The following is a 24,361-nucleotide window of genomic DNA, read 5'->3' as shown; positions in this document are numbered from 1 at the left end:
GCGCATTGATGAGTTGATCGTGCAGATCAAACCGCAAGTGCTGCATGCGCATTCGCCTGTGCTTAACGCGATTCCCGCAATCCGCGCTGGGCGCCGGCATGGTTTGCCGGTGGTCTATGAAGTGCGCGCCTTCTGGGAGGATGCCGCGGTCGATCACGGCACGACACAGGAAGGCAGCCTGCGCTATCGTGCGACCCGCGCGCTGGAGACCTGGGCGCTGCGCCGTGTTGATCATGTGACCTGTATTTGCGAGGGGCTGCGCGCAGATATCGTTGCGCGGGGTATTCCGGCCGAGCGCGTGACGGTAATTCCCAACGCGGTGGATGCCGACGCGTTTGACGCAGATGCTGCGCCGGATCTGGCGCTGAAGCAGTCGCTCGGGCTCGAAGCTGCCGAGGTGCTGGGTTTCATTGGCTCCTTCTATGCATACGAAGGGCTCGATCTGCTACTCGAGGCGATGCCCGAAATCCTCGCTCGTCGCCCGCGGGCACGCCTGCTGTTGGTTGGTGGCGGGCCGCAAGACGGGGCCCTGAAGCGGCAGGCCGAGGCGCTGGGGCTGGGCGACAAGGTTGTCTTCACCGGTCGGGTGCCGCATGTGGATGTCGGCCGCTACTACGATCTTGTGGATGTGCTGGTGTACCCGCGCCACCCGATGCGCTTGACCGAACTCGTCACGCCGCTGAAGCCACTTGAGGCGATGGCACAGCAACGCGTTTTTGTTGCCTCCGACGTGGGCGGGCATCGTGAACTCATTCGTGACGGTGAAACCGGCGTGCTGTTCCGCGCCGGCAATACCGTTGCGCTCGCCGATGCGGTATCGCGTTTGCTCGCGTCGCCGGAGCGCTGGCCGGCATTGCGGGCGGCGGGGCGGCAATTTGTCGAGAACGAGCGGACCTGGCGGAACAGCGTGGGTCGCTATCGTGCGATCTATGGTCGGCTCGTCCCGGGACCTGTCTGCGCGTGACGCGACCAATCCGCACACTGCTCTTCTCGACGCTGTACCCCAGCGCCGCACGGCCCACGCATGGCGTGTTCGTCGAAACGCGGCTGCGCGAATTGCTGAAGACGGGCAAGGTCGAAACCCGGGTCGTCGCACCGGTGCCGTGGTTTCCGTCGCGTGCAGAGCGCTTCGGCGACTGGGCCCGCATGGCCGCCACGCCCGCGTTCGAGAAGCGCGATGGCGTCGAGATCTGGCATCCGCGCTACCTGCTGCCGCCTAAGGTGGGTATGACCGTTGCGCCGCTGACCCTGGCCTTGGGCGCACGTGCCACCGTCGCGCGCCTGCTGCGCGAGGGCTTCGATTTCGACCTGATCGATGCGCACTACTACTATCCGGACGGTGTGGCGGCAGCGATGCTCGCGGGCTGGCTCAAGAAGCCGTTCGTTATCACCGCGCGCGGCACCGATCTGAACCTGATTCCGGCATATCCGCTGCCGCGGCGCATGATCCAGTGGGCGGCCGCGCAGGCGGCGGGGTCGATTGGCGTCTGCAGCGCTTTGCTGGATGTGCTGCGCGACATGGGCGCGGCTGACGATCGCCTTCATGTGATGCGCAACGGCGTTGACCTGCAGCGTTTCTCGCCACGGCCGCAGGCGGAATGCCGCGCACGGCTTGGCTTGCCTGTGCAGGGGCGGCTGCTGGTGTCGGTCGGACACTTGGTCGAACGCAAGGGGCATCATCTGGTGATCGAGGCACTGGACCACTTGCCGGACGTGAATCTCGTGATTGTGGGTGAGGGTGAGGAGCGCGAACGTCTGCGCGAGGCTGCCGCCAAGCCTGGGCGGCAGGGGCGTGTGTTCTTTGCCGGTGCGCAACCGAATACCGTGCTCGCCGACTGGTACAGCGCTGCCGATGCACTGGTGCTGGCATCGAGTCGCGAGGGGTGGGCGAACGTCCTGCTCGAAAGCATGGCCTGTGGCACCCCGGTGGTTGCCACGCGTATCTGGGGCACGCCGGAGGTGGTCGCCGCGCCCGAGGCCGGCGAGCTGGTCGACAGCCGCGACGCAGCGGCCATCGCGCAGGCGGTACTGCGGCTTTTCGCGCGGTCGCCGGATCGTGCCGCGGTGCGCCGCTATGCGGAGAACTTCGGCTGGGAACCGACCTCACAGGCTCAGGTAGACCTGTTTTCCCGCATCACCGGTGCGGCGGCATGAGGCGCAAGAATGCGTGACATATTCATCCTGCTTCTGATCCTGGCGTTCGCCCTGACGGCGCTTCGCCGGCCGTGGATCGGTGTGATCGGCTGGACGTGGATCTCGATCATGAACCCTCACCGCCTGACCTGGCGGCTTGATGATCTGCCGGTTGCTGCGCTGATGGCGGGCTGTACCTTGATCGGGCTGATGCTGACGCGGGACAAGCGTCAGCCGTTCGTATCGCCGTCGGTCGCGGTGTTGCTGGTTTTCATGATCTGGATGTGCATCACCTATCCATTCTCGATCTTCGAGGAGAAGAGCTGGGAAATGCTCACGCGGGTCTTGAAGATCGACTTCATGATCCTGGTCGCGTTGATGTTGCTGCGCACCCGCGCGCAGATTCAGTGGCTGACCTGGGCGATCGTGTTCTCGATCGGCTTTTTCGGCGTCAAGGGCGGCTTGTTCACGATTGCAACCGGCGGCAGCTTCCGTGTGTGGGGGCCGGCGGAATCCTTCATCGAGGGCAATAACGAAATCGCACTTGCGATGATCATCACGATTCCGCTGATGCGCTACCTGCAGCTGCAGTTGGCGCCCGAGAAGAAGTGGCAGCGGCATGCCTTCACGCTGGCAATGCTGCTGACGGCTGCGGCCGCAGTGGGGAGCCATTCGCGCGGCGCACTGGTTGCGATTGCGGCAATGGCCGGGTTCCTGTGGTTGCGGAGCCCGAACAAGCTGGCGGGTGGCATCGTCATGATCGTGGCCGCCGTGGGGCTGGTGGCGTTCATGCCCGAAGAGTGGAGTTCGCGCATGCACACCATTGGCGAGTACCAGCAGGACGCGTCGGCGATGGGCCGGATCAACGCTTGGTGGATGGCCTGGAACCTCGCCAGTGACCGCTTCTTCGGCGGTGGCTTCCAGATCTATTCGCTGATCGTATTCCAGCAATACGCGCCTGACCCGACCGATGTGCATGCGGCACACAGCATCTACTTCCAGGTGCTCGGCGAGCATGGCTTCGTAGGCCTCGCGCTGTTTCTGCTGTTGTGGTTTCTCGTGTGGCGTGATGGCGCATGGCTGCGCAAGCACACCAAGGATGTGCCGGAAGCGCGCTGGGCGCGCGATCTGGGTTCGATGTGCCAGGTGGCGCTCGTCGGCTATCTGGTCGGCGGGGCCTTCCTGAGCCTCGCGTATTTCGACCTTCCCTATAACCTGCTGGTGCTGACCGCGCTGACCCGCCGCTGGGTTGCCGAGCGCGGCTGGCTGACCGATCCTGTCGACGCCCCGCCGAGCCGCGCCGGACGCACCAAGCAAGTCGAAGCCGCAACATGATCCGCACTGGTTTGAGCATTCTCTCGCCGCAAGGCTCGCGTGCCCGTCTGTCGGTGTTCATCTGGCACCGGGTGGCGCCGAAGCAGGACCCGATGTTTCCTGGCGAACTGCATGCGGAACGTTTTGTGCGCACCCTGGGCTGGATCAAACGCTGGTTCAACGTGTTGCCGCTGGACGAGGCGGTGCGGCGACTGTCGGATGGCTCCTTGCCCGCCCGCGCGGCGGCGATCACCTTCGACGACGGCTATGCCGACAACCTGACCGTTGCCGCGCCGATCCTTCAGGCCGCTGGCCTGCACGCGACCTTTTTCGTTGCGTCTGGTTATCTGGACGGTGGCCGTATGTGGAACGACGGGCTGATCGAAGCCGTGCGGCGCTCGCCGCTGGATGTTCTGGATACCCCGCAGTGGGGGCGCTTTCCCTTGAATGACTGGCGTGCTCGCGAAACGGCGGCGCTGCGCCTGATCGATCAGATCAAATACCTCGAACCGATCGAACGGGAACAAGCGGTCGTCGACGTAGCGCGAGCCGCGCATACGACCCTGCCGACGGATCTGATGATGAGCAGTGCGCAGCTTGCGCAGTTGCATCAGCGGGGTTTTGCGATCGGCGCGCACACGGTGAGCCATCCGATCCTGGCAAAAATTCCGCTGCCTCGCGCGCGGGACGAGATCAACGCCGGGCGCGTTGTGCTGGAACGCATCATCGGCGCACGAGTGCCTCTGTTCGCCTACCCGAACGGCAAGCCGGGGCGCGACTATTTGCCGGAGCACGTTGCGTTGGTGCGCGAACTCGGTTTCGATGCCGCCGTTTCCACTGCGTGGGGTGCGTCGGCACAGGGGGACGACGTGTTCCAGTTGCGCCGCTTCACGCCGTGGGATGCAGATCGCCTTCGCTTCGGCATCCGCATGGCGCAGAACCTCGCGCAGCCCATGCGCGAGGCCCTGGTTTGATCGCCTAGAAGCGCGTATCCGGCGCGTTGGCACGCAGCCACTGTTCGAGCATCATGCCGATCCACACCATCTCGCCGTAATAGCCGGGGTGTGTCGGCAGTAGTTTGCTGAACAGCGCGTCGACGAACGCCGCTTGCAGGATGCCGCGCTCGGCCAGGCCCTGCACCGAGTCGCGCGATAGCGCGCGCAGGGCCGGGTCCGTCAGTGCCCAGTGCCCGAAGGGCAGGCCGAAGCCGTGCTTCTTCTTCGTCAGAATCTCGTCCGGCAGGAAGCCTCGCAGCGCTTCCTTGAAGAACCAGCGCAGCTTGAAGCCCTTGAGTTTCATTGCATCTGGCAGCGTCAGGGCGATCGCAATCAGTTCTTCGCTGAGCAGCGGGAACCCGACATCCAGCCCCGCCAGTGAGGTGGTACCGATCACCTTGGGCAGATCGTTGTCCGCCAGCGTGAAACGCCAGTCAAAGCCTAGCTCGTGGTCCAGCACAGTGTCCGCACGTACACCATCCCAGACACGGCGACGCAGCTGCAGCGGCGCGTCGGTGTCGGCCAGACTGCGGAACGCTTGCCCCAAGACGGAGTCCTGGCCAAGGCGTTGCAGCAAGTTGTACTGCTCGGTTCGGGCGAGCGGCAACATGCGGGCTTGTTCGACATAGCTGCATGCCTTGCTCAGTAACGGTACACGCGTGGCCCAGTCTGCCCCAGCGATCGGCTCAATCAGCGTACTTCGGACTGCTGCGGGGATAGCTTGGTAAAGCTCGAACACCTTCTGCTTTGCGTAGCGGGCGTTACCTCCGAAGAGTTCGTCCCCCCCGTCGCCGGCTAGTAGTTTGTCGTAGCCGTCGGCTTTTGCCATCAGCCCGAGGCAATAGGCCGGCAACGCGGAAGAGTTGCCGAAGGGCTGGTCGTAGCTCGCGGCGACGGCGGGAATGTGGCTGACGAGATCCTGCGCGGTGATGTAGTACTCGCGGTGGTCGACGCCGTAAGCCTTGGCGGCTATACGTGCGTACTCCATTTCGTCGTAGCCGGCGGTGTCGAAGCCGATCGAGTAGCCGCGTGGCTGGCTTCCGCTCACCTCGCGCAGCATGCCGATCACGGTCGAGCTGTCGGTGCCGCCGGACAGGAATGCGGCCACGCGGCCCGCATTCGCGGATTCCCGCTCGACCGCGCCGCGGATCGCGCCGACAAAGCGCGCCTTGAGGGCGCGGACATCGCCGACCGGGGTTTGCGTGAAGCGCGGCTGCCACCATTGGTCGTTTCGGACCCCGCTGCGGCCGCAATCGAGCAGGTGCCCTGGTTCAAGACGCGAAACGCCGCGGAAGATGGTGCGCGGTGCCGGGATGACGTGGAAGTACAGGTAGTCGAAGATGCCTTGCGGGTCGATCTGTCGATCTGCAAGTGGTACCCAGTCCGCACGCGATGCCAGCGCCAGCGCGGACCCTTCGGTGGCCCAGCAAAGCGGGTGAGTCGAAAAGCGGTCATTGAGGCAGCCGAGCTGAGCGCGGTCAAGGTCGATCCACAGCAGCGCGAAACGCCCCTGAAGCTCATCGGCGAACGCGCTCGCGTCATTGAGCAGGGGTGCGAGCAAGGCGCCAGGGCCTGCTTTCGCGTAGTCAGCGGCGAGCGCTGCGTTGCGCAGCGCGGGGCGGCCAATCTGCACCAGCATTTGCCGCTGTGTGGCGCCGATACGGACGTCGGGCCCCGCCGCGCGAAGCGACAGACCCGGTAACTCGATTTCGACGGAATCGCCGATGGGCGCTGGGAAGCTGACGCTCGTATCAAGCTGCGACGGGTCGAAGCGGCAGATCAGGCGGTTGAGGCGCGCTGTCATACCAGCACCTCGAGCGGCTGCGGGTGAGACAGGAAATCGCGGGGACTGGCCGTGAAACCGTACGCACCGGATTGGAAGACGACGACAAGATCTCCTTCCTGCGCGCGCGGCAAATCCATCTTGTCCGCGAGCAGATCAAGCGGGGTGCAGAGCGGGCCGACGACCGACACATTCTCGGTGTCGCTTGAACCCATGCGGTTCCCGATCGCAACGGGATAGTTCTTGCGAATCACCTGACCGAAGTTGCCGGAGGCGGCGAGGTGATGATGCATGCCGCCGTCCGTTACCAGGAACACGTGGCCACGCGACAGTTTGCGTTCGACCACGCGGGCGACGTAGATGCCCGCCTCGCCAACGAGATAGCGGCCCAGTTCGATGACGAGGCGTGAACCTGGCGCCCGGCTAGCTGCATCTTGTTGAAGCCGCGCGAGGTTATCGGCAACCGGCGCGAGGTCAAGGCGTTGTTCGCCAGGGAAGTAGGGAATTCCGAACCCGCCACCGAGGTTGAAGCTGCGGACCGCTGACGGCGCCGACTCAGCGAGGCGCAGGCACAGCTCAAAACTCTTCTGCTGCGCTTCGACGATGGATTCGGCGCGCAGGTTCTGCGAGCCCGCGTAGAGATGGAAGCCCTCGAACTGCAGCCCGAGCTGCCCGATCTCGGCGAGTAGGGCCGGGACGCTCTCGGCGTCGACGCCGAACTGTTTGGGCCCGCCGCCCATCTTCATACCGGAGCTCTTGAGTTCGAAGTCCGGATTCACGCGCACCGCAACGCGCGCGGCCCAGCCGGTGCGTTCGCTGATGTCGCTCAGCAGCCGTGCTTCGCGCGCAGATTCGATGTTCAACAACACGCCGCTGGCGATCGCCTGCTCCAGTTCCGCGAGGCTCTTGCCAGGGCCGGCAAAGCTGATCTCCTGCGGGTCCATGCCGCTGTCCAGCGCCACGCGCAGCTCGCGCCCGGAGGCAACATCCAGACCATCGACTCGCGCCGCCATGAAGCTCACCAGCGCCGGCATCGGGTTGGCCTTCATCGCGTAGTGAAGCTGGACTCCCGCTGGCAGCGTGTTGCGGAGTTCCGCGATCCGCTGCGCGAGCAAGTCGCGGTCGTATGCATAGAAGGGCGTCTGGCCGATGCGTGCTGCGAGCCGGCTGAGCGGCAGACCGCCGACTATCAGCTCGCCGCCATCCTGTGCGAACTGGATCATGTCGGTGTGGCGCGGCGGGGTGCGGGGTTCACTCATTGGGTGGCGTCAGAGAAGAAGTTCGTGAATTCGGCGGAGAGCGACTTGCGGTCGATCTTGCCGTTCGGGTTTCGCGGCAGCGCGCCGTCACGGATCACGATGTGGGCTGGCACCTGCCATGCCGGCAAGCGGGTGCGGCACTCTGCCTGAAGTGCGGCGTGGTCGAGGCTGCGACCAACTGGCGGGCTGACGACGAGCACGATCGCCTGACCCAGCGTCGGGTGTTCCACGCCAAAGGCGGCGCACTCGCCGACCAGTTGCGTGCCGTAGATCACTTCTTCGACTTCGGTCGGGCTGACGCGGTAGCCGGAGGTCTTGATCATCTCGTCGCGGCGTCCGATGAAATACAGGAAGCCTTCCTCGTCCATCCTCACCGTATCGCCGGAGAAGACGGCGATCTCAGGAATGACGATGCCGCTTTCGCGACCGGCGGCGCCGCCGGGCAGCGGACGGAAGCGCTCGGCGGTCTTCTCCACGTCGTTCCAGTACCCCATTGCGACCAGCGCGCCGCGCTGCACCAGCTCGCCCGGTTCGTGGGGCGCGCAGGGGCTGCCGTCTTCGCGCAACACCATGACCTCCGAGTTCGGAATGGACTTGCCTATCGAATCGGGCCGTCGGTCAACTTCTTCGGGCGGAAGGTAAGTCGCGCGGAAGGCTTCTGTGAGACCGTACATCAGGAAGGGCTTGGCGGCCGGCAGGCGCTGACGCAGCGCTTTCAGCGTTTCAAGCGGCATGCGCCCGCCTGTGTTGGCGAAGTAGCGTAGATGGGTACGGATTGCCTCCGGCCACTCGACCTGCGTCAGCTGGATCCAGAGCGGTGGCACCGCAGTCAGACCGGTCACCTGTTCGCGCTCCATTGCCTTGATGACATCGCGAGGCAGCAGATAATTGAGCAGCACTACGCGGGCACCCACCGAAAAGCCCGTCGTGAGCTGCGAAAAGCCGGCGTCGAAGGACAACGGGAGTGCAGCAAGTAGGGTGTCGTCGGCGTTGTTCTGCAGGTAACTCGCAACGCTCTTGGCGCCCGCGACCATGTTCCGGTGTGATAGCACGACCCCCTTGGGGCGGCCAGTGCTGCCGGACGTGTAGAGGATTGCGGCCATGTCGCTATCGATGACGCGATGGGCCGCTTGCTTGGCATCCTGCCCCAGCGCATCCCAGGCGGTGATCGCTTGGGGCGCAGCGAGGCTTGGCGCCGCACCGGTTGCGACCAGATGGCGCAGGTCATGGCATTCCGCCAGCACAGGATCGAGCAGCGTCAGCCGCTCTGGCGAGCTGATGAGCACCCGGACGTTGCAGTCCCGCAGGATGTAAGCCACCTGATCGGGCTTGAGCAGCGGATTGATCGGCACGAACACGCCGCCGGCCGCCGTGGCGCCGAAACTGGCGATGACGGTTTCCGGTCGCTTGTCGAGCCAGATCGCGACCCGTTCGCCGCGCGACAAGCCAAGCTCAAGAATGCCCTGAGCGAAACGATGGATCTCCTGCGCGAGCGCGCCATAGCAAAGTGTCTTGCCGGCATAGACGAGCGCAGGGCTGTCGGGAGCTCGGTCGGACCACTGACACGGGAGTTGGTGCAGCAATGTCGTCATGATCTGCGGGGGCGCCTGGAACAAGGCGCCATTCTAGTGCGCACGCGCTCTGCCGCTTGTGCTGCTTGGCACGGCGCGGTGGCATCAAGGCTGTAATGGCTACAGGACAGAGAGACGTGCGTCGAGACGGTTCTGCCAGTCTTGGTGGGTCGCTGCCAGTGCGCGCCCGCGGGCGCGTAGCGTTGCGCGGCAGTCGGAGCTCGCCATTTGTGTGAGCACTGCATACAGCTGTTCGGATGAGATATTTCTGTCATCCAGCGCCCATTCCGGGTGCTCGAATGCTGTCATCAAGCCCGCGATCTTGTCGCGGTAGTACGGTTTGTGCCAAAGGCCGAGCACCGGCACTGCTGCGGAGAGGGCGAACACCGAAAAGTGATAGGCCATGCCCAGTCCTACTGTGCATCGAGCAACTTCTGCACGCAGCACGCGCGGGTCGAGATCCCGGATCACTTGGGCCTTGGGCCAACGTCCCGATGCGAGCCAGTGTGTATAGATGTCGGCTTCGTACTTTTCGCGTTCGTGGAACTGGAACAGCAGGATCGTCCAGCCGTTGCGCGCGAGTTTATCCAGCGTGTCCTCAAGAGTCTGTTGCACGCGCGCCGTGTCCGCTTGATGTGGCGAGACTCGCCAGTGGATGCCGATGGTCCTTGACTCTGCCTCCACGGAGTGATGTGCAGGCAAGGTCAGGGCATCGTCGCAGACGGTTTCGACATGAATACCCGGAACCCCGAGCGAAGCCAGCAGGGCTTGCCCCTCTCCTGCGTCACGAAGGCCCATCATTGTGGCTCGTGTCGCAACGCGCCGAAGCAGCCATCGCGTGATAGCCGTCGAGTATGGCCCCAATCCTTGGCCACTCAGCACGACTGGCTTCCTGAGCCAGGTGGCCAACAGGCCTGTCGTCAGTAGTGCGCGGCACTCCAGCTTGCCTTGGTCGGTCAGGTATCCGCCACCCACGAAGTAAACCGCGTCTGCGTCCAGTAGCGACCGCAGAAATTCCGCCTCCATGAAACGGCCTGCAGGGCGATACGAAATTGCCTGGCAGGTTATGGTGACCAGGGCGAGCAGGAGAAACTCAATCGAACCCAGCGTTGCGTGGAACAGGCTTGTCCATTTATGCGCGGATGCGCCGTGATGCCTGCCGGCCCACCGACTCAGGCAATCGATCATGAAGCTAACCGGGGTGAGACGGTACTCCTCGGCAATGAAGGCTGGCGTTCGTGAACTGACCAGTAACGTCCAGTCCGGATGCCGTTCGCGTAGAAGGCGAACAGTGTTGATCAGCATCGCACGGTCGCCGAGGTTCTCGCCGGCTCCCGTATTGAGCAGCAACAATGTTCTGTTGGTCGATTGCACGCAGGACCCCGAAGTCATCCACTCAACTACGTCTTGTGCGGAGTTGGCGATACATGCGGCCGATTTCCGCTCTATAGGGATGCCTGAAAGTGTAGAGACAGGCCAACCAGCCAGCGACAAACATGGCGCCGCCTGCGGAGGCCGTGAGCAGTGCCGGAAGGCTGTGAGTGCGCGCCCACTCGAGGAATAGCACAGGAGAAAGCAGTGCTCCCGCCACAACCGCCAAACTTGGCAAGAGCGCATGCAGTACCGCCGATAGCGCCACGTTGTGGGCACGCTTAACTTGCCGATGGTAGAGCACTACCCGCAATACGCTCATTCCACACATGCAGAGCGCGACCGCTTCGATGCTGAACGTGGCGGCGATGGAGATGGCGAGAATCTGGACTGGATTCGCAACCAACTGCGCCTGGAACAGTTTGTCGATTGAACCCGTGGCCGTGAGTGCGGGTGCCGCCAGCATGACCGGCGTGGAGAGCAATCCCGCGATTGCTATTAGCGACATCGCAGGTGCTGCAGGTAGCCATTGGTGGCCGAATAGTACGTTGATGACCGGTTCTGCGTAGATCGCCATGAAACTGAAGAACGACAGGGGAATACACGCAAACATTCGGTAGGTTTCGATATAGGTCGCCCCCAGTTCGGCGCCTTCATTCTTGATTTTCGCGAACTGCGGTAGCGCCACCCGATAAACCGTCCCAACGACAAAGTCGCCAAACGTATCGGCAAGCCCGTTGGCACGGCTATATAGGCCCGAGGCTGAGAACCCGAGCGAGCGGGAAAGTGCAAAGTCCGGCGTGCGGCGCGCAAGTTGTTCCAGCAGCATCCCACTGGTCTTGTATAAGCCGAAGCCACCGATCTTCCGCCATGCGGAGAAATCTGGTCTGAATGCCACGCTCGCCGGTCGAACTGCAAGCAGCATCAGGGTATTGGCTAGCATGGCGGCAACCAGTGACCACGCTAGTCCGATTGCACCAAACCCGCACCAAGCCAAGGCTATCGCCGCGATGGAACCCACAAGCGCACTACTGGTCTGGATGATCAGCATCGTGCCGAAGCGCATTTCGCGTGTAAGCAGAGCGTGCGTGATGTAACCGAAGGGAACCAGAAAGAAGTTGATCGCAAGAATCCGTACGACGTCTGCGACCACCGCTTCTTTGTAGAAGTGCGCAGCGGGAATGGCGGCTCCAAGCAGCAACCCGCCCAAGGTCCACGCCAGCAGCAGGGACATGCCGAAAGCCGAGCGTATGGTTTTCTCGGTGAGTTCCTGAGCCTGCACCAAGTATTCGCCGACGCCGAAGTCGCGGAACATCTGGACGATTGCGACCAGTCCCACGGCCAGGGAGTAGATGCCGCTCTCCGCTGGGGTGATGAGCCGGGCGATCGTCATCGTGGTGCCAAGATTGATCGCGAAGGCAAGCAGGCGCTGTGTTGCCGCAAGGCCGAGCGCCTGTCGAACGGTGGTCATCCTTGCCCCCGTGTTGCAGAGGCGATGCCTTGCAGGGCCGACCAGGTCCGCTCGGTGGCGCCTTGCGCGTGGTCGAGCAGCGTGCGGATGCCTTTGGTGTGCCCGTTGCGGAGCGCTGCGTCGGTGAGAAGCGCTTGCCAGCGGGAGCCAAGCATCTGCGGATCGTCTGACTCGATCACCAAGCCGCCGTCGCGGGTCAACTCGTATACCGGGAAACTCGGATAGGTGCTGTTCCATGCAGGCCGGACGCTGACCGGGCACGCATAGGCGAGTGGTTCAAGAATGTTGTGGTCACGACCGACATGCGCGATCGATGCGACCGCGTAGAAGTCGCGCAGCTCGCCCATCGTGTCGAGTACGAGTACGGTCACGTTCTCGTTCAGCTCCTGGTCGCCGGATTCCGAGCGGAGGACGAAATTCATCCCGCTGGCGCCCAAACGCTCGCGTAGCGACTGCATGACCCCGGGGTTTTCCGGATGACGCGGGGCGAGCACCAGCAGCGCACGCGGCACCGCCCTGACGATGGACTCGAATGCCGCGAGCACGAGATCGCGTTCGTCGGCTTCAGTCACGCAGCCGGCGACGATCGTCGGGCGCCCCGAAGACCGTATCGCTTGCAGCATGCGCGGGCTGCGCGTGTTTTCGAGCGGACGCGGCAAGGTGTCGAGCGCATCGAACTTGATGTTGCCGGTGATGTGAACCAGGTGTGCGCCAGCGTCGCGCAGTGCATGAGCCACACGTTCGTTCTGCGCACACACCACGTCGATCAGGCGCAGCCAGTCGCGCTGGAACAGGCGCCGTTCGATCGCATCTGCACGGCAGGAGGTCGGGTAGCCGTAGATCCAGCCGTTGATCAGTGCGGTACCCGCGCCGAGGCGTTTCGCTTCGTAGAGGAAACCGAAGGGCAGGCGACACGGCGCATCGGACGGCCAGCACGGGATCTCGGCAATGACGAAAAGAGTGGGGCGAAAGTGCGCTGCGAGTTCTTTGGCTTGATGCTGACTGCCGGTGACGCGGACGACGTGCGCATGCGGGAAGAGGCTCTGGTACGACTCTGCATAGCCGTCCCGGTCGGTAAGCAGGACGATTTCCTTGCCTTCCGCGCTGGCGTTGTCGATCAGCGTGTTGAGAAAGGGCGCGGTGGCATGCAGCTCACCGATGGTCGAGACGAAGATCCACAGCGATGGCTTCGCGTTAACGTTCGCCGGCACGATATCCGATGGCGTGGTGGCGCGGTCCGTGATTCGCGTCAGCGCATTGAACAGCTGCCAACGTAGTTTCAGGCCCACTGTCAGCCGCGATGCGGCGTCCTTACGCATGCGATTCACTCGTTACAGCGGGCGTGGTGGCCGCATTCGGGGCGCGCCGTGCTGCAACCCAGTCGCGCAGGCGATGCAGGCTCGACCAGCGGAAGGCGGTGACATGAAACAGCGTGCGCGATTCGGTCGTCCACCGCGTATGCCACTCCATGACTCGGCCGTAGAACTCGATGCGGCGGATTTGCTGGGCATCGAAGATCGCATTGAATGCGTCGTGGTGCATCAGCGTGGCGGGGGAGACTGCCTTGTGTGCCGCGTCGAACGCTGTCTTGAGAATCACCAGCGTATTGCCGGCGCTGATGCAGAGATCCATGGCGACGATCGTGTCGCCAAAGCGGTAACGCCAGACCTGGCCGCGCCCGGCCTCACAGAAGTGCTCCATCATCGCGCGGTAGAACTGCACCTGGGCGTTGCCCTCGGAGACCGCAGTGCCGGTCTCCGCCTTCCAGCCGGTGGCCTCAAGGCGGCCATATTCGTTGATCGCGGCAGCGACGTCTTCGGGTCGCGTCAGGATATCGAGCTGCGCATCGATGCCATCGGCAGCAAGTTTCGTCTTCTGTTTCTTGACGTTGCTGCGCAGGTTCTTGCCTCGCTGGCTCCAATAGTCGGCGAAGCTCCCCTGTACATCGACCCACGCTGTATCGATGTAATCGAGCGAACGCAAATTGGGCTCATCAGCCGGGCGCTTGCAGAAGCATGGGTCAAGCTGCGTGAGGCCGAGCCCCAAGCAGAGCCCAGGCAGCGCTGCGGCAAGCGTCTTGGTCAGTAGCCCGAGCGGTTCGCCCGGAAGCGCAATCCATGCACCAAGCGGCAGCTGAGAGGGCTGAAAGGTCTGCCACTGTGCAAATCCCTTCGGTTCGAGAATGGCGGCGGCGACAAGCGTGCCGTCACGGCGGGCGAGGGCGATGCGCTCGTGACCCTTGCCAAACACTTCAAGCAAGGGGCCCAGGAAGCGCGATTCCAGGAACGGCAGTTCGCCGATCTTCCCCACCAGTTCGTCCCACTCGGCACTGAGGCCAGGAAACGTCTCGGTGGGTTGAACTGACCAAGCGATTGTCATTTTTGCGAAGACTCCTGTGCGAGGCCCGTGATCCTATGTGGGTGTTGGCGGTGGGGCCAAGGAACAAATCACCTGCCGGCTGCAATCAGCCGGCAATCTGCCCGAAGAGTGCTGCCAGTTCCCGGGTTCGGGCCTCCCTGGAATGGGATCTGGCGACAGTGTCCGAGGGCCGCGAGGTGCGCCCGCTGCGCAACTGCTCGCTGAACTGCCTCAGCGCGCCCTCCACGGCTGCTTCGTCCTCAAGTGCTGCCAGCGTTTGCACGCCGGCGCTGCGCAGCAGACCTGCGGTGTCGCCAGCGGGGTCGGCAAGGCCCAGGATCGGGCGTCCTGCACGGATGTACTCGTAGGCCTTTGCGGGGATCTGCGCATTGCAGCCGCGCCCTTGCATCACCAGCAATCCGTCGGCGGCGAGCATTTCGCCAAGCGCTTCGCGGTATCGCACCGGCGCGAGCAGCGTGATCAGATCGGTGATGTCGTGTTTGCGCGCCAGTTCGCCCAGCATCTCGTCGTTATCGGACGCGCGAAAGCGGATCGACCACCGGTCTGCAGGCATCACGCCTTCGCGCTTCAGGCGCCCCAGCGCCGCAAAGAGCGGGCGTGGATCCCGTTCGGAGGGGTAGACGATGCCGCTGTGCAGCAGTGTGAACTTCCCGGGGGCCAGCGCGCTGCTCGCGCTTGGTGCGCCGCTGAAGCTCGACTCGTCGTAGCCGTTCTCGATCACCGTGATTTTGTTCGCGTGCTCAGGATAGCGGCGGCGATATTCATCCGCGGCGCCCGGTGTCGTGAAGACCGAGCGCGCCGCATGCCTGATCGCGTCCGTCTCGATCTGCTTGAATTGCCGCCATGTTTCGGGGTCGGCAGGGTAGCCGTGCTGCGCCATCGGATCACGGAAGTCGGCAACCCAGGGGATGCCACTGCGCGCAGTAAGCCGTGCGCCAATCAGATGGGCCGTCGCGATCGGGTAAGTACTCCAGATCAGCTCTGGCCGGTACTTGCGGATCAGGTGCATGCCGAGCGGAACGGCCGCAAGTCGCCAGCTGACCCAGCGGTCCGGTCGTGCCATGCTGGCCATATAGCGCCCGGCGATTGCAAGGTGCTTGGATGTATTCAGCGCCCATGCGCGGTAGACCGGTGTCTGCGCGGGCACTTCGGCAAGCAGATCCTCGCTCGTCTGGTCATAGGCAAGCGGGTTGGCAGTGAGGACGATCGGCTCCCAGCCTTGCTGCGGCAGTTGCTGGACAAATCGAAGCGTGCGCTGGATGCCGCTGCTCCCTGCGAGGGGCGGGAAGTGATAGGCAACCATCAGGACCCTGCGCAAGGTGTCACTCCTTCTTCAATGATCTGTTTGAGGGTCTCAACGATCCAGGCCAGCTCGGCGGCGTTCAAATCCTGATGGCAGCCGATCTGGAATACATGGCGGGACCATGCGCCGCCGACATCGTCGGCAAGCTCCGGTGTGCCGGGCCAACGGTCATCCCAGCGGAATACCGGCACCCCGCTGCGGCGGACAGCCTGATAAACCCGCTCGGGCTCATCGACCCAAAGCGGAAAAACGTACGGTGCTGCGTCATCCCCTGCTTGCATGACGAGGGGCCGAGCGCCCTTGAGTTGCGCCAGCGCCTTAGCGAGCTTGTTGAAATTCGCCTTGCGCCTGGCGACGATGCGGCCCGTACCCCCCGCCTTGACGATTCGCCAGGCGGCCGAGGCGATCTTGCGGAAGGGGAGTGCCTGCTCGGCGAAATCCGCCTCCGCGCGCGCGGTTGCAGTGGGCAGATCGACCGGGGCAACCGGTGCAAGGTGTGCCTGCGTTGGCTCGCCCTTGCGGCGATGCTTGGCGCGGACGAGGCCGCCCAGCAGCACGTTCAGCCCCGCCAGGCGGTGGTGCATCACGCCCAGTTCCAGCGCATCGAGCGCCACCTTTAGATTCACGGTGTGCTTGCGTTGCCCGAGTTTGATGTCGCGCGCTTCGGGATGATGCCGGATCAGGCAACCGCCTTCGGTTACCGGAAAAAACTTGGTCAGGCTGGCGATCGCAAAATCGCCCCAAGCGCCAATGCCGCGACCATCCACACGGCCAAAGAATGCGTGCGCGCAATCCTCAATCAGCGCTGCGCGATAGCGATCGCAGAGCGCGCGGATCGCACGCATCGGCCGGGGCAGGCCGAAGTAGTGCGGCACGATGACCGCTGTGGCGCCTTCCTTCAGCAATTGTTCCAGCGCATCAAGCCTGGCGCTGCCGTCCGCATTGATCGGATAGAACACCGGCGTTCCCCCGAGTGCCACGATAGGGGCGACCATGGTCGGACAGTGGTACGTCGGAACCAGAACGCGTTGCCCGGGGCCGCACCCAAGGGCCTTCAGGGCGATCGCAATGGCGGCGCGTCCGCTGGTGGTTGGCAGCACCGGCCCCGCATCCGTGACGGCGGGCAATGGGCTGGCGCGTCGATCGAGAAAGTAGCGCCAGGAGAGTACCGGAAGCCGGGGAACGGGTAGTGCGCGGAGCGGTACGGGCATCGTGGAGGTTTGTGCTGGCAGTTTGTCACGAGGGCACACCCCTCGCATCCCTATAATACGGGGCTTGCATTCCGGGTTGCCGTTAAGTCCTTGGCGCCCGCCTGTTCACGGTTTTGGGGAATCTCTTGGATATTCGCAAGGAACTGGCAGCCATTCTGGATGAGCTGCTGAGCCTGGGAGGCCGCGCTGCGGCGTTTGAAGACGCAACGCCTTTGCTTGGGGCTCTGCCTGAACTCGATTCGATGGCCGTGGTGGGGGTGATCGGTGCGATCGAAGAGCGCTTCGGGCTGGTGTTCGATGATGACGAGATCGATGGCTCCTCGTTTGCGAGCTTCGGCAGTCTTGCCAAGCTGATCGACGCCAAACTGTCGTGACATCGCCTTCCGCCGTGGTTGGCCGACCGGGCTTCCTGCCCGGGCCTGGTGGCGGGCGTTTCGTGCTGGATTTTGCGCCGGCCTCGGGCGCTTGCCGCGGTTGTTTGGTGTTGCTTCAGCCGTTTGCTGAAGAGGCCAACAAGTCGCGCCGCATGCTTAGCGAATGCGCCCGCGCGGCGGCAGCTTCGGGCTGGCGGGTGCTGCTTGGTGACGTGTTCGGCACGGGAGACAGCGCGGGCGATTTCTCTGAGGCGAGCTGGGATATCTGGCTTGCCGACGTGCGGCGTTTCTGCGACGAGGCATCCGGCAACGTGCCACTGGTGATGTGTGGCCTGCGCTTCGGAGCATTGCTGATCGCGGATGCACTTCGTGGCGGACTCCGGCCCGATGCGGTGCTGCTGTTGAACCCCGTTACCTCCGGCAAACTGGCCCTGACGCAGTTTCTGCGCATCGGGGCGGCTAGCGAACTGGGCTCGGACGCCAGCGCACGGATCGACACCCGCGGCTTGCGTGAACAGCTTGGCCGCGGCGAAACGGTGGAGATTGCTGGCTACGGCTTGTCACCAGCCCTCGCCTCAGGCATCGAGGCGTGCGAGTTTGCTTTGCACGGTGCTGTGTCGCGCGTCGGCTGGATCGAGATCGGCAGCGTGGCGGGGGCTGAGTTGCCGCCGGCAGCGGTGCGCGTGGCTGAGCGCCTGCGGGCAGATGGCGCGGAAGTCTGTGCCGAAACCCTGGCCGGGCCCGCCTTCTGGCAGACGCAAGAAATCGAGGCCGTACCGGCGCTCCCTACTGCACTGATCTCCACGTTGAATCGTGTGATTTCACTGGAGGCCGCGTGATTGAGCAGGCCTTTGTGATTGACTGCGAGGGCGTGCCGATGACGGCCGTTCTCGCCACGCCCGAGCGCCCGCCCACCGTTGGGGTAGTGGTTGTGGTCGGCGGACCGCAGACGCGCGTTGGCTCCCACCGGCAGTTCGTTCTGCTGGCTCGTGCGTTGGCGCTTGGCGGGGTTGCGTGCCTGCGATTCGATTACCGCGGGATGGGCGATTCAGGCGGCGAACCCCGCGATTTCGAGCAGGTCTCGGACGACGTTGATGCCGCCGTGGCGGCGCTGCGACAGCGCGTACCCTCTATCAGACACGTCGTTCTATGGGGCCTGTGCGACGGTGCGACAGCGTCGGCCTTCTACGCAGCGGGTCAGGCCTCGATCAGCGGGCTGGTGATGCTCAATCCCTGGGTGCGGACGGTTGCCGGCGAAGCGGCCGCGCTGGTGTCGAACTACTACGGCAAGCGTTTCATGTCGGCGGACTTCTGGCGCAAGTTGCTCGGCGGCGAGATGGATCTGCTGGGACGTTTGCGCGAGTTCGTCGCAAACGTCAGCCACGCGCGTCGCGCCGGGATGGCAGGACCAGCCCCGACTGACAGCCTGCCGGATCGCCTCGGCGTTAGCCTTACGCGTGTCGCAAAACCGGTGCTGTTGATTACGTCCGGTAACGACTTCACAGCAGCGGAATTCCTCCGCGCTGCCGAGTCCGGCTATCTTGCGCAGGGCCTTGCTCGGTGTCAGCTTACGCATCACGCGATTGCTGCTGCCAACCACACTTTCTCGTCGGCGCAGTGGCGCGGTGAAGTGGAGGACGTCACCATGCGTTGGCTGATGTCCAACTTCCCGGATTGAACGTTAGCGGCTGTAGATCCGTGATTGGCCCGTCTCAGGCTCGTTTTCAGATCGGAGTGTCTTCCTTGATGCGATCTTTGCTTTGTGTGGCCTTGCTTTCCGTTGCGAGCACCGCCTTCGCCGACGAATCCATGAGCTTCATGTGCGGTGAGTTGGCGAACGCATTTGGCCCGTTTGATTACCGAAGCGAGGTTGGCAAGACTGTTGGTTCCGACGGCGGCCACAGCAACATTCAACTCGTGGAGGGGGCGCACTTCACGCCGGAAGTGGAGGCGCTGGTGCGGGGTAAGACCTCGACAACTGCCGGGCACGATATCGACTACACGCTGCGGGCTTTCCCGAATCATCACCGTGCCTTGTTGGCGATGATGAACCTATCGTTCAAGGAGAAAAAGACCAAGCCGGTCGGCTCGCGCTACAGCATTGATTGCTGGTTCGAGCGTGGTACACGCTGGCGCCCGGACGACGCGGTCGTCAAGATGTTGTGGGGTATCTACAAGCTCAAGACGGGACGACAGCAGGAAGCGGTCGATCTGTTCCAGCAGGCCGAAAAAGCAGAGAGCGACGATCCGAACCTTTACTACAACCTGGGTTTGGCGTACTTCGAACTGAAGCGCTACGACGATTCGCTGCGCTACGCACACAAAGCATACGCGCTGAACTATCCACTGCCGGGGCTGCGCGAGAAGCTCAAGCGCGTGGGGGCGTGGCGCGACCTGCCGCCGCCGGCCGTCGAGCAGTCTGCGCCAGCGGCGACGCAGTCTGCGCCCGTAGCTGCACAGTCACAGCCCGCTAACGTGCAATCCGCACCTACTGGTGCTGCGCCGACGAAGGCGCCATAGTTGCCAGGTTGGTGGGTCGAACGAAAAAGAGCCACGTTTGACGTGGCTCTTTTCTTATAGCCAGCGGCGTGGCGCTGCGTCAGCGGCTCTTGATCATCGTACCGACGCCGTGGTCGGTAAGGATCTCAAGCAGCAGGCAGTGTTCGACGCGGCCGTCGATGATGTGCACCGAACGTACGCCGTTGCGGGCGGCTTCCAGCGCGGAGTGGATCTTCGGCAGCATGCCGCCGGACAGCGTGCCGTCAGCGACCATTTCGTCGATCTCACGCGGCGTAATGCCAGTCAGCAATTGGCCGTCCTTGTCGAGCACGCCAGGCGTGTTGGTCAGCAGAACCAGCTTCTCCGCCTTCAGGATCTCTGCCAGTTTGCCGGCGACGACGTCGGCATTGATGTTGTACGTCTCGCCCTCTTCGCCGACGCCAATCGGTGCGATCACCGGGATGAAGTCCCCCTGGTCGAGGAAACTGATCAGGCTCGGGTCGATCGACGTGATTTCACCGACGAGACCGATGTCGATCATCTCTTCCGGCTTGTCCTTGTTCGGCATCAGCAGCTTGCGCGCGCGGATGAAGTTACCGTCTTGGCCGGTCAGGCCGACAGCTTTGCCGCCATGTCGGTTGATCAGATTGACGATTTCCTTGTTCACATGACCGCCGAGCACCATTTCGACGACGTCCATCGTCTCCTCGTCGGTGACGCGCATGCCCTGAATGAACTGCCCTTGCTTGCCGATGCGCTTGAGCAGGTCGTCAATCTGCGGGCCGCCGCCGTGGACGACAACGGGATTGAGCCCGACCAGTTTGAGCAGGACGACATCGCGAGCGAAGCAGTCTTTCAGGTTCGCATCGGTCATGGCGTTGCCGCCATACTTGATCACGATGGTCTTGTCGAAGAAGCGCTTGATGTAGGGGAGCGCTTCGGCGAGCACGCTGGCCTTGAGTGCCGGCGCGAGGGATTCGAGGTCGGACATTGCGATTCCAGGAAACGGAAAGAACTGCGCGAGTTTAGCGCAAACGAAAACGGCGGAAGGCCAAAGCCGTCCGCCGTGGGGGATGAGTTTGTAAGGATCAGTTGATTGTCAGGCGGCGCGCTTGTGTCGTGGCCTTTTTCGGCAGCGTCAATTCAAGGACACCGTCGTTGAATTTGGCGACCGCGCGAGCGTCATCAATGTCGGTGCCGAGCTGGAAGCTGCGGCTGACCTTACCGAAGTAGCGCTCGGTGCGCAGCACTTTCTCGCCTTCCTTGATCTCTTTTTCTTCCTTGCGTTCAGCGGCGATCGAGACGATCGGACCGTCGATATGGACATGGATGTCCTCTTTCTTTACGCCGGGCAGCTCGGCGTGGACAGTAAAGTTCTCAGCCGCTTCCTTGACGTCAAGTTTGATGCTCGGCGCTTCGGTGTCTTGGGCAAACTCCACCGGGCGTACGAAGAAGCCACGGAAGAGGTCGTCCAGCGGATCATGTCGAATCAGATTGGCCATGATGTCCTCCGTTGCTGTGATTCAGGAATGCCGGCCCTTGTTTTGGCCCGCTTCCTACTTTGAATGTAGCGCGCGCATTTGCAGTCGCAAGCCGATGGCTTTTGCGGTTTGCCTTTCGTCAATTCCCGGGGCCGGTGCTATGTGTTTGTTTTTATTGACTGGTTCTGGCCCTGTGGCGCGTGTTTCGGCTGGACGGAGGCACCGCTCAGTGCTGTAAACCGCTGCGGCAAGGCAAGGATTGCGTCGCGGTTGCTCCACGAGAAACAGGCCTCTGCGGCTTCGCGCAGCGGTAGCCAGCGCCACGCCCGGTGCTCGTTCGGCGCGAGCACGATTGGCGTGTCTCGCGGCACGCAGAGGCTGAACACATGCTCGGTGTTGCGCGTGACGCCCGGTGCGTAACGGTGGCGCCACTGCGGGAAGATGTCGTATTGCTGGCTCAGCTGCCAATCCTGAAGTGCGCCCGCCGCGGCGTGGATGCCAGTTTCTTCGAAGACTTCGCGGGTCGCAGTGGTCGGCAGGGGCTCGTCGTCCTCTTGGCTGCCCGTGACGGACTGCCAGTAGCCGGGATGCGCCGCGCGTTCGATCAGAAGGATTTCCAGCGCGGGAGAGTGGATCACCACCAGCACCGAGACGGGCTTCTTGTAGGTCATTTTGTCGGGAGCTCAGGTATCGCGGCGGGGCCGTCTTCGACCAGCACTCCGAAAGGGATGCCTTCCTCTTGCCAATACACGCAGGCATCTTCGAGGACGCTTTGGAGTGTCTCCGAGTCGTTATTGCCGCCGGGAAATGCGTTGCGGTATCCGCGCAGCGTGATGAGGTAGCCCGACTCGTCGAGCCAGCTGAGGTCGGTCAGGCAGTCCGACAGCGCATCCCAGTTGGCACCGAACCATTCCGGAAAACGCAGCGCGGAAGCGAAGCCTTCAAACAGTGTTGCGGGCGTGACTTCGGGCGGTAGATCGATCGACGCCGTGAGATAGCGCTGTGCCTCGGCCTCGCGCAGAAGCGCGCTGGCCTGTTCGGCGCTGCAGCGAAATACACCGGCCAGGACCGGCATGGGCTTGGCGCCTGTCATGGGCGGATTCTCCGGAAGCTGCGGTAGTGGTCTGAGGTGTAGTAGTTGGCACCATCACAGCTTGTGATGATTCGGCGCGCGCCGCGGTCGCGCTCACCGGGTGTTGGCACCGTGTATTCACGGTAGCAGCCGCGCTCCTGAGCGGGTAGGCGACGTTCACGATTCTGGAACACCACACCGTCCTTGCGGTACGGGAATGGCCCGCCACGCTGGATCAGCTGAAGGGCCTGCTGCGCCTCCGGCGGCAGTTTGGCGATCGCCACGTCACCAATGTGGGGCGCCTCGCGCGCATTGCACGCGACACCGGTCGCCAAGGCTGCTGCGATCGCTAGGGTTTGTATCAGGTGACGGAGCATGGCTGGAAACTGGAGTTGGCGGAATGCGCGCGCCGGCAGTGTAGCAGGGCCTCGGCGGCTGTCCGCCGGCTATCCGCGCTTGTCGCTGCGCGCGCCGAAGCGTTTGACCAGTCCGTCGAAATAAAGGTGCAGCGCGCCGAGTTTCGGGTTGCCGGGGTCAGCCTTTTGCAGTCGGTCGATGAGGCCTCGTGCCTGTTCGGCGTGATGGGCATCCCAGCCGCAGTGCTCGATGTACTTCAGAAGTGCGAGTGCAGCGTTGTAGAGCACCATGGTGTTGCCGGGCATGCGCCGGACCGCTTCCAGCATGTGCGTGACCGCGCCTTCGTAGTCGCCCCGCTGCGCCATGCGGGCGCCTTCGCCCATCATGTCGCGCACCTCGCTCTTCATCTTCTGCGCGAGGCTGCTGCCAAGTTCCGGGCGCCCGAGTTCGCCGAGCATCTTGGTGACGCCGTCCACCGCGGCATCGTCGGCCGCATTGCGCATGATGTCCATCACCACGTCCGCCGCCTGGGTTTCGAGCTTCTGTTCGATGCACACCTTGGCGAGGTCTTTCTTCAGCGCAGTGGTCGCACCCAGGCGAGGATCAAGCAGGTTGACGGCGCGTTCGGCGGCCTCCGTCGCTTTTGCGCTGTCGCCTTGCTGGGCAAACACCATCGCCGAGGACAGCGCCTTGCAAAGTTCGGTCTTCGGCAAGCCCTGCATGGAACGTTCCAGATCCCGCATGGTGGCGCTGGCGCGATCCGACGCACCCACACCCAGCTGCGCTTTGACAAGCTTGACGTGATCCTCCGGGTCGCGAAAATCCGAGTACTTGCCTTTGCGCACCACCTCGTTGAGCGTGCGCTCGGCGGTTTCCAGATCGCCAAGCTCCAGCGCCACCTCGCCGATCCGCCGCATGCGCCGAAGGGTGTGAGGCGAGAGCTCGGATGCCTTTTCAAGCGCAGCGCGCGCTTCGGCTAGGGCTCCGACTGCTTCCCGTGTTTTAGCAAGCCAGTCCCAGGCGTCGAGGTATTGCTCGCTTTCGTTGAGCAGGCCGATCAGGACCTGCTCCGCTTCGTCGTAGCGCTTGCGCATGTGCAGCGCCTTGGCGAGGCCCAGCTTGGCCCAGGGAACTGCGCGACGCTCCAGCACCTTTTCGTAAACCGCCTGCGCGTCTTCCGCGCGGCCCGTATTTGCCAGCAGCTCCGCTCGTAAGCGCAGGAAGTCAATTGCGTAGGCCGGGTACTTCAGTTCGCCTTCCTCGCAGGCGGTGATGGCGTCGGCGGCATTGCCTGCCTCGACCAACTGCCAGGCGTGCATGAAGGCTTCGCGCTTGTTCAGCGCGCGCTCAAGGCGGTTGCGTAACAGATCGGGGGCGAAGGGTTTGAGGATGTAATCGTTCGGTGCCAGCTCTGCCGCACCGACCACCCGCTCGTAGCTGCGTTCACCGGTGACCATGATGAACAGTGTCGAGAGCGGGATCAGATGATGGTTGCGGATGTCTTCGAGAAAATGCTGCCCGTCCTGGCCCTCTCCGAGGTGGTACTCGCACAGGATGATGTCGAAGACTTCGTCGCGCAGTTTGCGGATCGCCGTGCCCGCACTCTGAGCTGCCTGCAGCTTCGTGATGCCGCAAGTCGCAAGCATGTTGCGCAATTGCGTGCGCATATTGCTCTGGTTTTCGACTACGAGGACGGTGAGATCCTCGACCTTGCCCGCCATGTTGCGCCCCTCGGCCTGAGTGCACCGGTCAACGGCAGCAAACCCAAGGGGCTTGAGGCATTCCGAC

The 24,361-nt window shown here is 63.3% G+C and carries 23 protein-coding genes; 8 read left to right on the top strand and 15 right to left on the bottom strand.

Annotation, left to right across the window (positions count from 1 at the left end; all coding sequences use genetic code 11):
• From ACE3P0_RS14060 to ACE3P0_RS14045, 4 genes are all read left to right on the top strand, one after another.
• The coding region (locus ACE3P0_RS14060) for a TIGR04063 family PEP-CTERM/XrtA system glycosyltransferase (RefSeq protein WP_374403310.1) at positions 1-964 on the top strand (964 nt) is incomplete at its 5' end.
• Positions 961-2,154 carry a glycosyltransferase family 4 protein gene (locus tag ACE3P0_RS14055; RefSeq protein ID WP_374403309.1) on the top strand — a complete coding sequence of 398 codons (1,194 nt, stop codon included), beginning with the start codon at positions 961-963 and terminating at the stop codon, positions 2,152-2,154. The genes ACE3P0_RS14060 and ACE3P0_RS14055, both read left to right, overlap by 4 nt.
• A 9-nt stretch (positions 2,155-2,163) precedes the next feature.
• The gene (locus ACE3P0_RS14050; RefSeq protein WP_374403308.1) at positions 2,164-3,468 is read left to right on the top strand and encodes a putative O-glycosylation ligase, exosortase A system-associated; all 1,305 of its coding nucleotides are present in this window, start codon (positions 2,164-2,166) and stop codon (positions 3,466-3,468) included.
• On the top strand, positions 3,465-4,421 hold the full coding sequence (locus tag ACE3P0_RS14045) for a polysaccharide deacetylase family protein (RefSeq protein WP_374403307.1): 957 nt from the start codon (positions 3,465-3,467) through the stop codon (positions 4,419-4,421). The genes ACE3P0_RS14050 and ACE3P0_RS14045 overlap by 4 nt, the downstream gene beginning before the upstream one ends.
• 4 nt (positions 4,422-4,425) lie before the next feature.
• On the opposite strand, the gene ACE3P0_RS14040 is transcribed toward ACE3P0_RS14045, so the two are convergent.
• From ACE3P0_RS14040 to ACE3P0_RS14000, 9 genes are all read right to left on the bottom strand, one after another.
• Positions 4,426-6,246, bottom strand: coding sequence for an asparagine synthetase B (locus tag ACE3P0_RS14040; protein ID WP_374403305.1), 1,821 nt, complete (start codon positions 6,244-6,246; stop codon positions 4,426-4,428).
• Positions 6,243-7,484: a pyridoxal-dependent decarboxylase, exosortase A system-associated gene (locus ACE3P0_RS14035; protein ID WP_374403303.1), complete on the bottom strand. Its 1,242-nt coding sequence runs from the start codon at positions 7,482-7,484 to the stop codon at positions 6,243-6,245. The genes ACE3P0_RS14040 and ACE3P0_RS14035 overlap by 4 nt, the downstream gene beginning before the upstream one ends.
• On the bottom strand, positions 7,481-9,076 hold the full coding sequence (locus ACE3P0_RS14030; protein ID WP_374403302.1) for an acyl-CoA ligase (AMP-forming), exosortase A system-associated: 1,596 nt from the start codon (positions 9,074-9,076) through the stop codon (positions 7,481-7,483). The genes ACE3P0_RS14035 and ACE3P0_RS14030 overlap by 4 nt, the downstream gene beginning before the upstream one ends.
• Positions 9,077-9,175: 99 nt before the next feature.
• The gene (locus ACE3P0_RS14025) at positions 9,176-10,429 is read right to left on the bottom strand and encodes a polysaccharide pyruvyl transferase family protein (RefSeq protein WP_374403301.1); all 1,254 of its coding nucleotides are present in this window, start codon (positions 10,427-10,429) and stop codon (positions 9,176-9,178) included.
• Between the two features lie 22 nt (positions 10,430-10,451).
• The gene (locus tag ACE3P0_RS14020; protein ID WP_374403299.1) at positions 10,452-11,897 is read right to left on the bottom strand and encodes a lipopolysaccharide biosynthesis protein; all 1,446 of its coding nucleotides are present in this window, start codon (positions 11,895-11,897) and stop codon (positions 10,452-10,454) included.
• Positions 11,894-13,216 (bottom strand): 3-deoxy-D-manno-octulosonic acid transferase, encoded by a 1,323-nt coding sequence (locus ACE3P0_RS14015; RefSeq protein WP_374403298.1) that lies wholly within the window; start codon positions 13,214-13,216, stop codon positions 11,894-11,896. Before ACE3P0_RS14015 ends, ACE3P0_RS14020 begins: the two co-directional genes overlap by 4 nt.
• The gene (locus tag ACE3P0_RS14010; RefSeq protein ID WP_374403297.1) at positions 13,209-14,276 is read right to left on the bottom strand and encodes a GNAT family N-acetyltransferase; all 1,068 of its coding nucleotides are present in this window, start codon (positions 14,274-14,276) and stop codon (positions 13,209-13,211) included. The genes ACE3P0_RS14015 and ACE3P0_RS14010 overlap by 8 nt, the downstream gene beginning before the upstream one ends.
• Before the next feature lie 85 nt (positions 14,277-14,361).
• Positions 14,362-15,594 carry a glycosyltransferase gene (locus tag ACE3P0_RS14005; protein ID WP_374403296.1) on the bottom strand — a complete coding sequence of 411 codons (1,233 nt, stop codon included), beginning with the start codon at positions 15,592-15,594 and terminating at the stop codon, positions 14,362-14,364.
• Complete coding sequence (locus tag ACE3P0_RS14000; protein ID WP_374403295.1) at positions 15,579-16,790, bottom strand: DegT/DnrJ/EryC1/StrS family aminotransferase; 1,212 nt, start codon at positions 16,788-16,790, stop codon at positions 15,579-15,581. Before ACE3P0_RS14000 ends, ACE3P0_RS14005 begins: the two co-directional genes overlap by 16 nt.
• Positions 16,791-16,915: 125 nt before the next feature.
• Here ACE3P0_RS14000 and ACE3P0_RS13995 point away from each other — a divergent pair, with 125 nt between their 5' ends.
• The 4 genes from ACE3P0_RS13995 to ACE3P0_RS13980 all read left to right on the top strand — a co-directional run bounded on the left by ACE3P0_RS13995 (position 16,916) and on the right by ACE3P0_RS13980 (position 19,684).
• Positions 16,916-17,164 carry an acyl carrier protein gene (locus tag ACE3P0_RS13995; RefSeq protein WP_374403294.1) on the top strand — a complete coding sequence of 83 codons (249 nt, stop codon included), beginning with the start codon at positions 16,916-16,918 and terminating at the stop codon, positions 17,162-17,164.
• Positions 17,161-18,003, top strand: coding sequence for a hydrolase 2, exosortase A system-associated (locus tag ACE3P0_RS13990; RefSeq protein ID WP_374403293.1), 843 nt, complete (start codon positions 17,161-17,163; stop codon positions 18,001-18,003). Before ACE3P0_RS13995 ends, ACE3P0_RS13990 begins: the two co-directional genes overlap by 4 nt.
• Entirely contained in the window at positions 18,000-18,842 is an 843-nt protein-coding gene (locus ACE3P0_RS13985; protein WP_374403292.1) for a hydrolase 1, exosortase A system-associated, read from the top strand. The genes ACE3P0_RS13990 and ACE3P0_RS13985 overlap by 4 nt, the downstream gene beginning before the upstream one ends.
• A 68-nt stretch (positions 18,843-18,910) precedes the next feature.
• On the top strand, positions 18,911-19,684 hold the full coding sequence (locus tag ACE3P0_RS13980) for a tetratricopeptide repeat protein (protein WP_374403291.1): 774 nt from the start codon (positions 18,911-18,913) through the stop codon (positions 19,682-19,684).
• 79 nt (positions 19,685-19,763) lie between these two features.
• Here ACE3P0_RS13980 and argB read toward each other — a convergent pair whose 3' ends face one another.
• The 6 genes from argB to ACE3P0_RS13950 all read right to left on the bottom strand — a co-directional run bounded on the left by argB (position 19,764) and on the right by ACE3P0_RS13950 (position 24,294).
• Positions 19,764-20,654, bottom strand: a complete 891-nt coding sequence (argB, locus tag ACE3P0_RS13975) for an acetylglutamate kinase (RefSeq protein ID WP_374403290.1) — start codon at positions 20,652-20,654, stop codon at positions 19,764-19,766.
• A 97-nt stretch (positions 20,655-20,751) separates the two neighbouring features.
• The gene (locus ACE3P0_RS13970) at positions 20,752-21,165 is read right to left on the bottom strand and encodes an Hsp20/alpha crystallin family protein (RefSeq protein WP_172204050.1); all 414 of its coding nucleotides are present in this window, start codon (positions 21,163-21,165) and stop codon (positions 20,752-20,754) included.
• A 137-nt stretch (positions 21,166-21,302) separates the two neighbouring features.
• On the bottom strand, positions 21,303-21,815 hold the full coding sequence (gene nudB, locus ACE3P0_RS13965) for a dihydroneopterin triphosphate diphosphatase (RefSeq protein ID WP_374403288.1): 513 nt from the start codon (positions 21,813-21,815) through the stop codon (positions 21,303-21,305).
• Positions 21,812-22,237, bottom strand: a complete 426-nt coding sequence (locus ACE3P0_RS13960) for a barstar family protein (RefSeq protein ID WP_374403287.1) — start codon at positions 22,235-22,237, stop codon at positions 21,812-21,814. The genes nudB and ACE3P0_RS13960 overlap by 4 nt, the downstream gene beginning before the upstream one ends.
• Entirely contained in the window at positions 22,234-22,593 is a 360-nt protein-coding gene (locus ACE3P0_RS13955) for a ribonuclease domain-containing protein (protein WP_374403286.1), read from the bottom strand. Before ACE3P0_RS13955 ends, ACE3P0_RS13960 begins: the two co-directional genes overlap by 4 nt.
• Before the next feature lie 69 nt (positions 22,594-22,662).
• Complete coding sequence (locus tag ACE3P0_RS13950) at positions 22,663-24,294, bottom strand: response regulator (protein WP_374403285.1); 1,632 nt, start codon at positions 24,292-24,294, stop codon at positions 22,663-22,665.
• Positions 24,295-24,361 lie beyond the last annotated feature (67 nt).

Origin of the sequence: Niveibacterium sp., from assembly GCF_041909475.1 — a bacterium.
In the GTDB taxonomy this organism is placed as follows: Bacteria; Pseudomonadota; Gammaproteobacteria; order Burkholderiales; family Rhodocyclaceae; genus Niveibacterium.
Note: the sequence above shows the minus strand (reverse complement) of the source record. Positions and strands in the feature narration are given on the sequence as shown.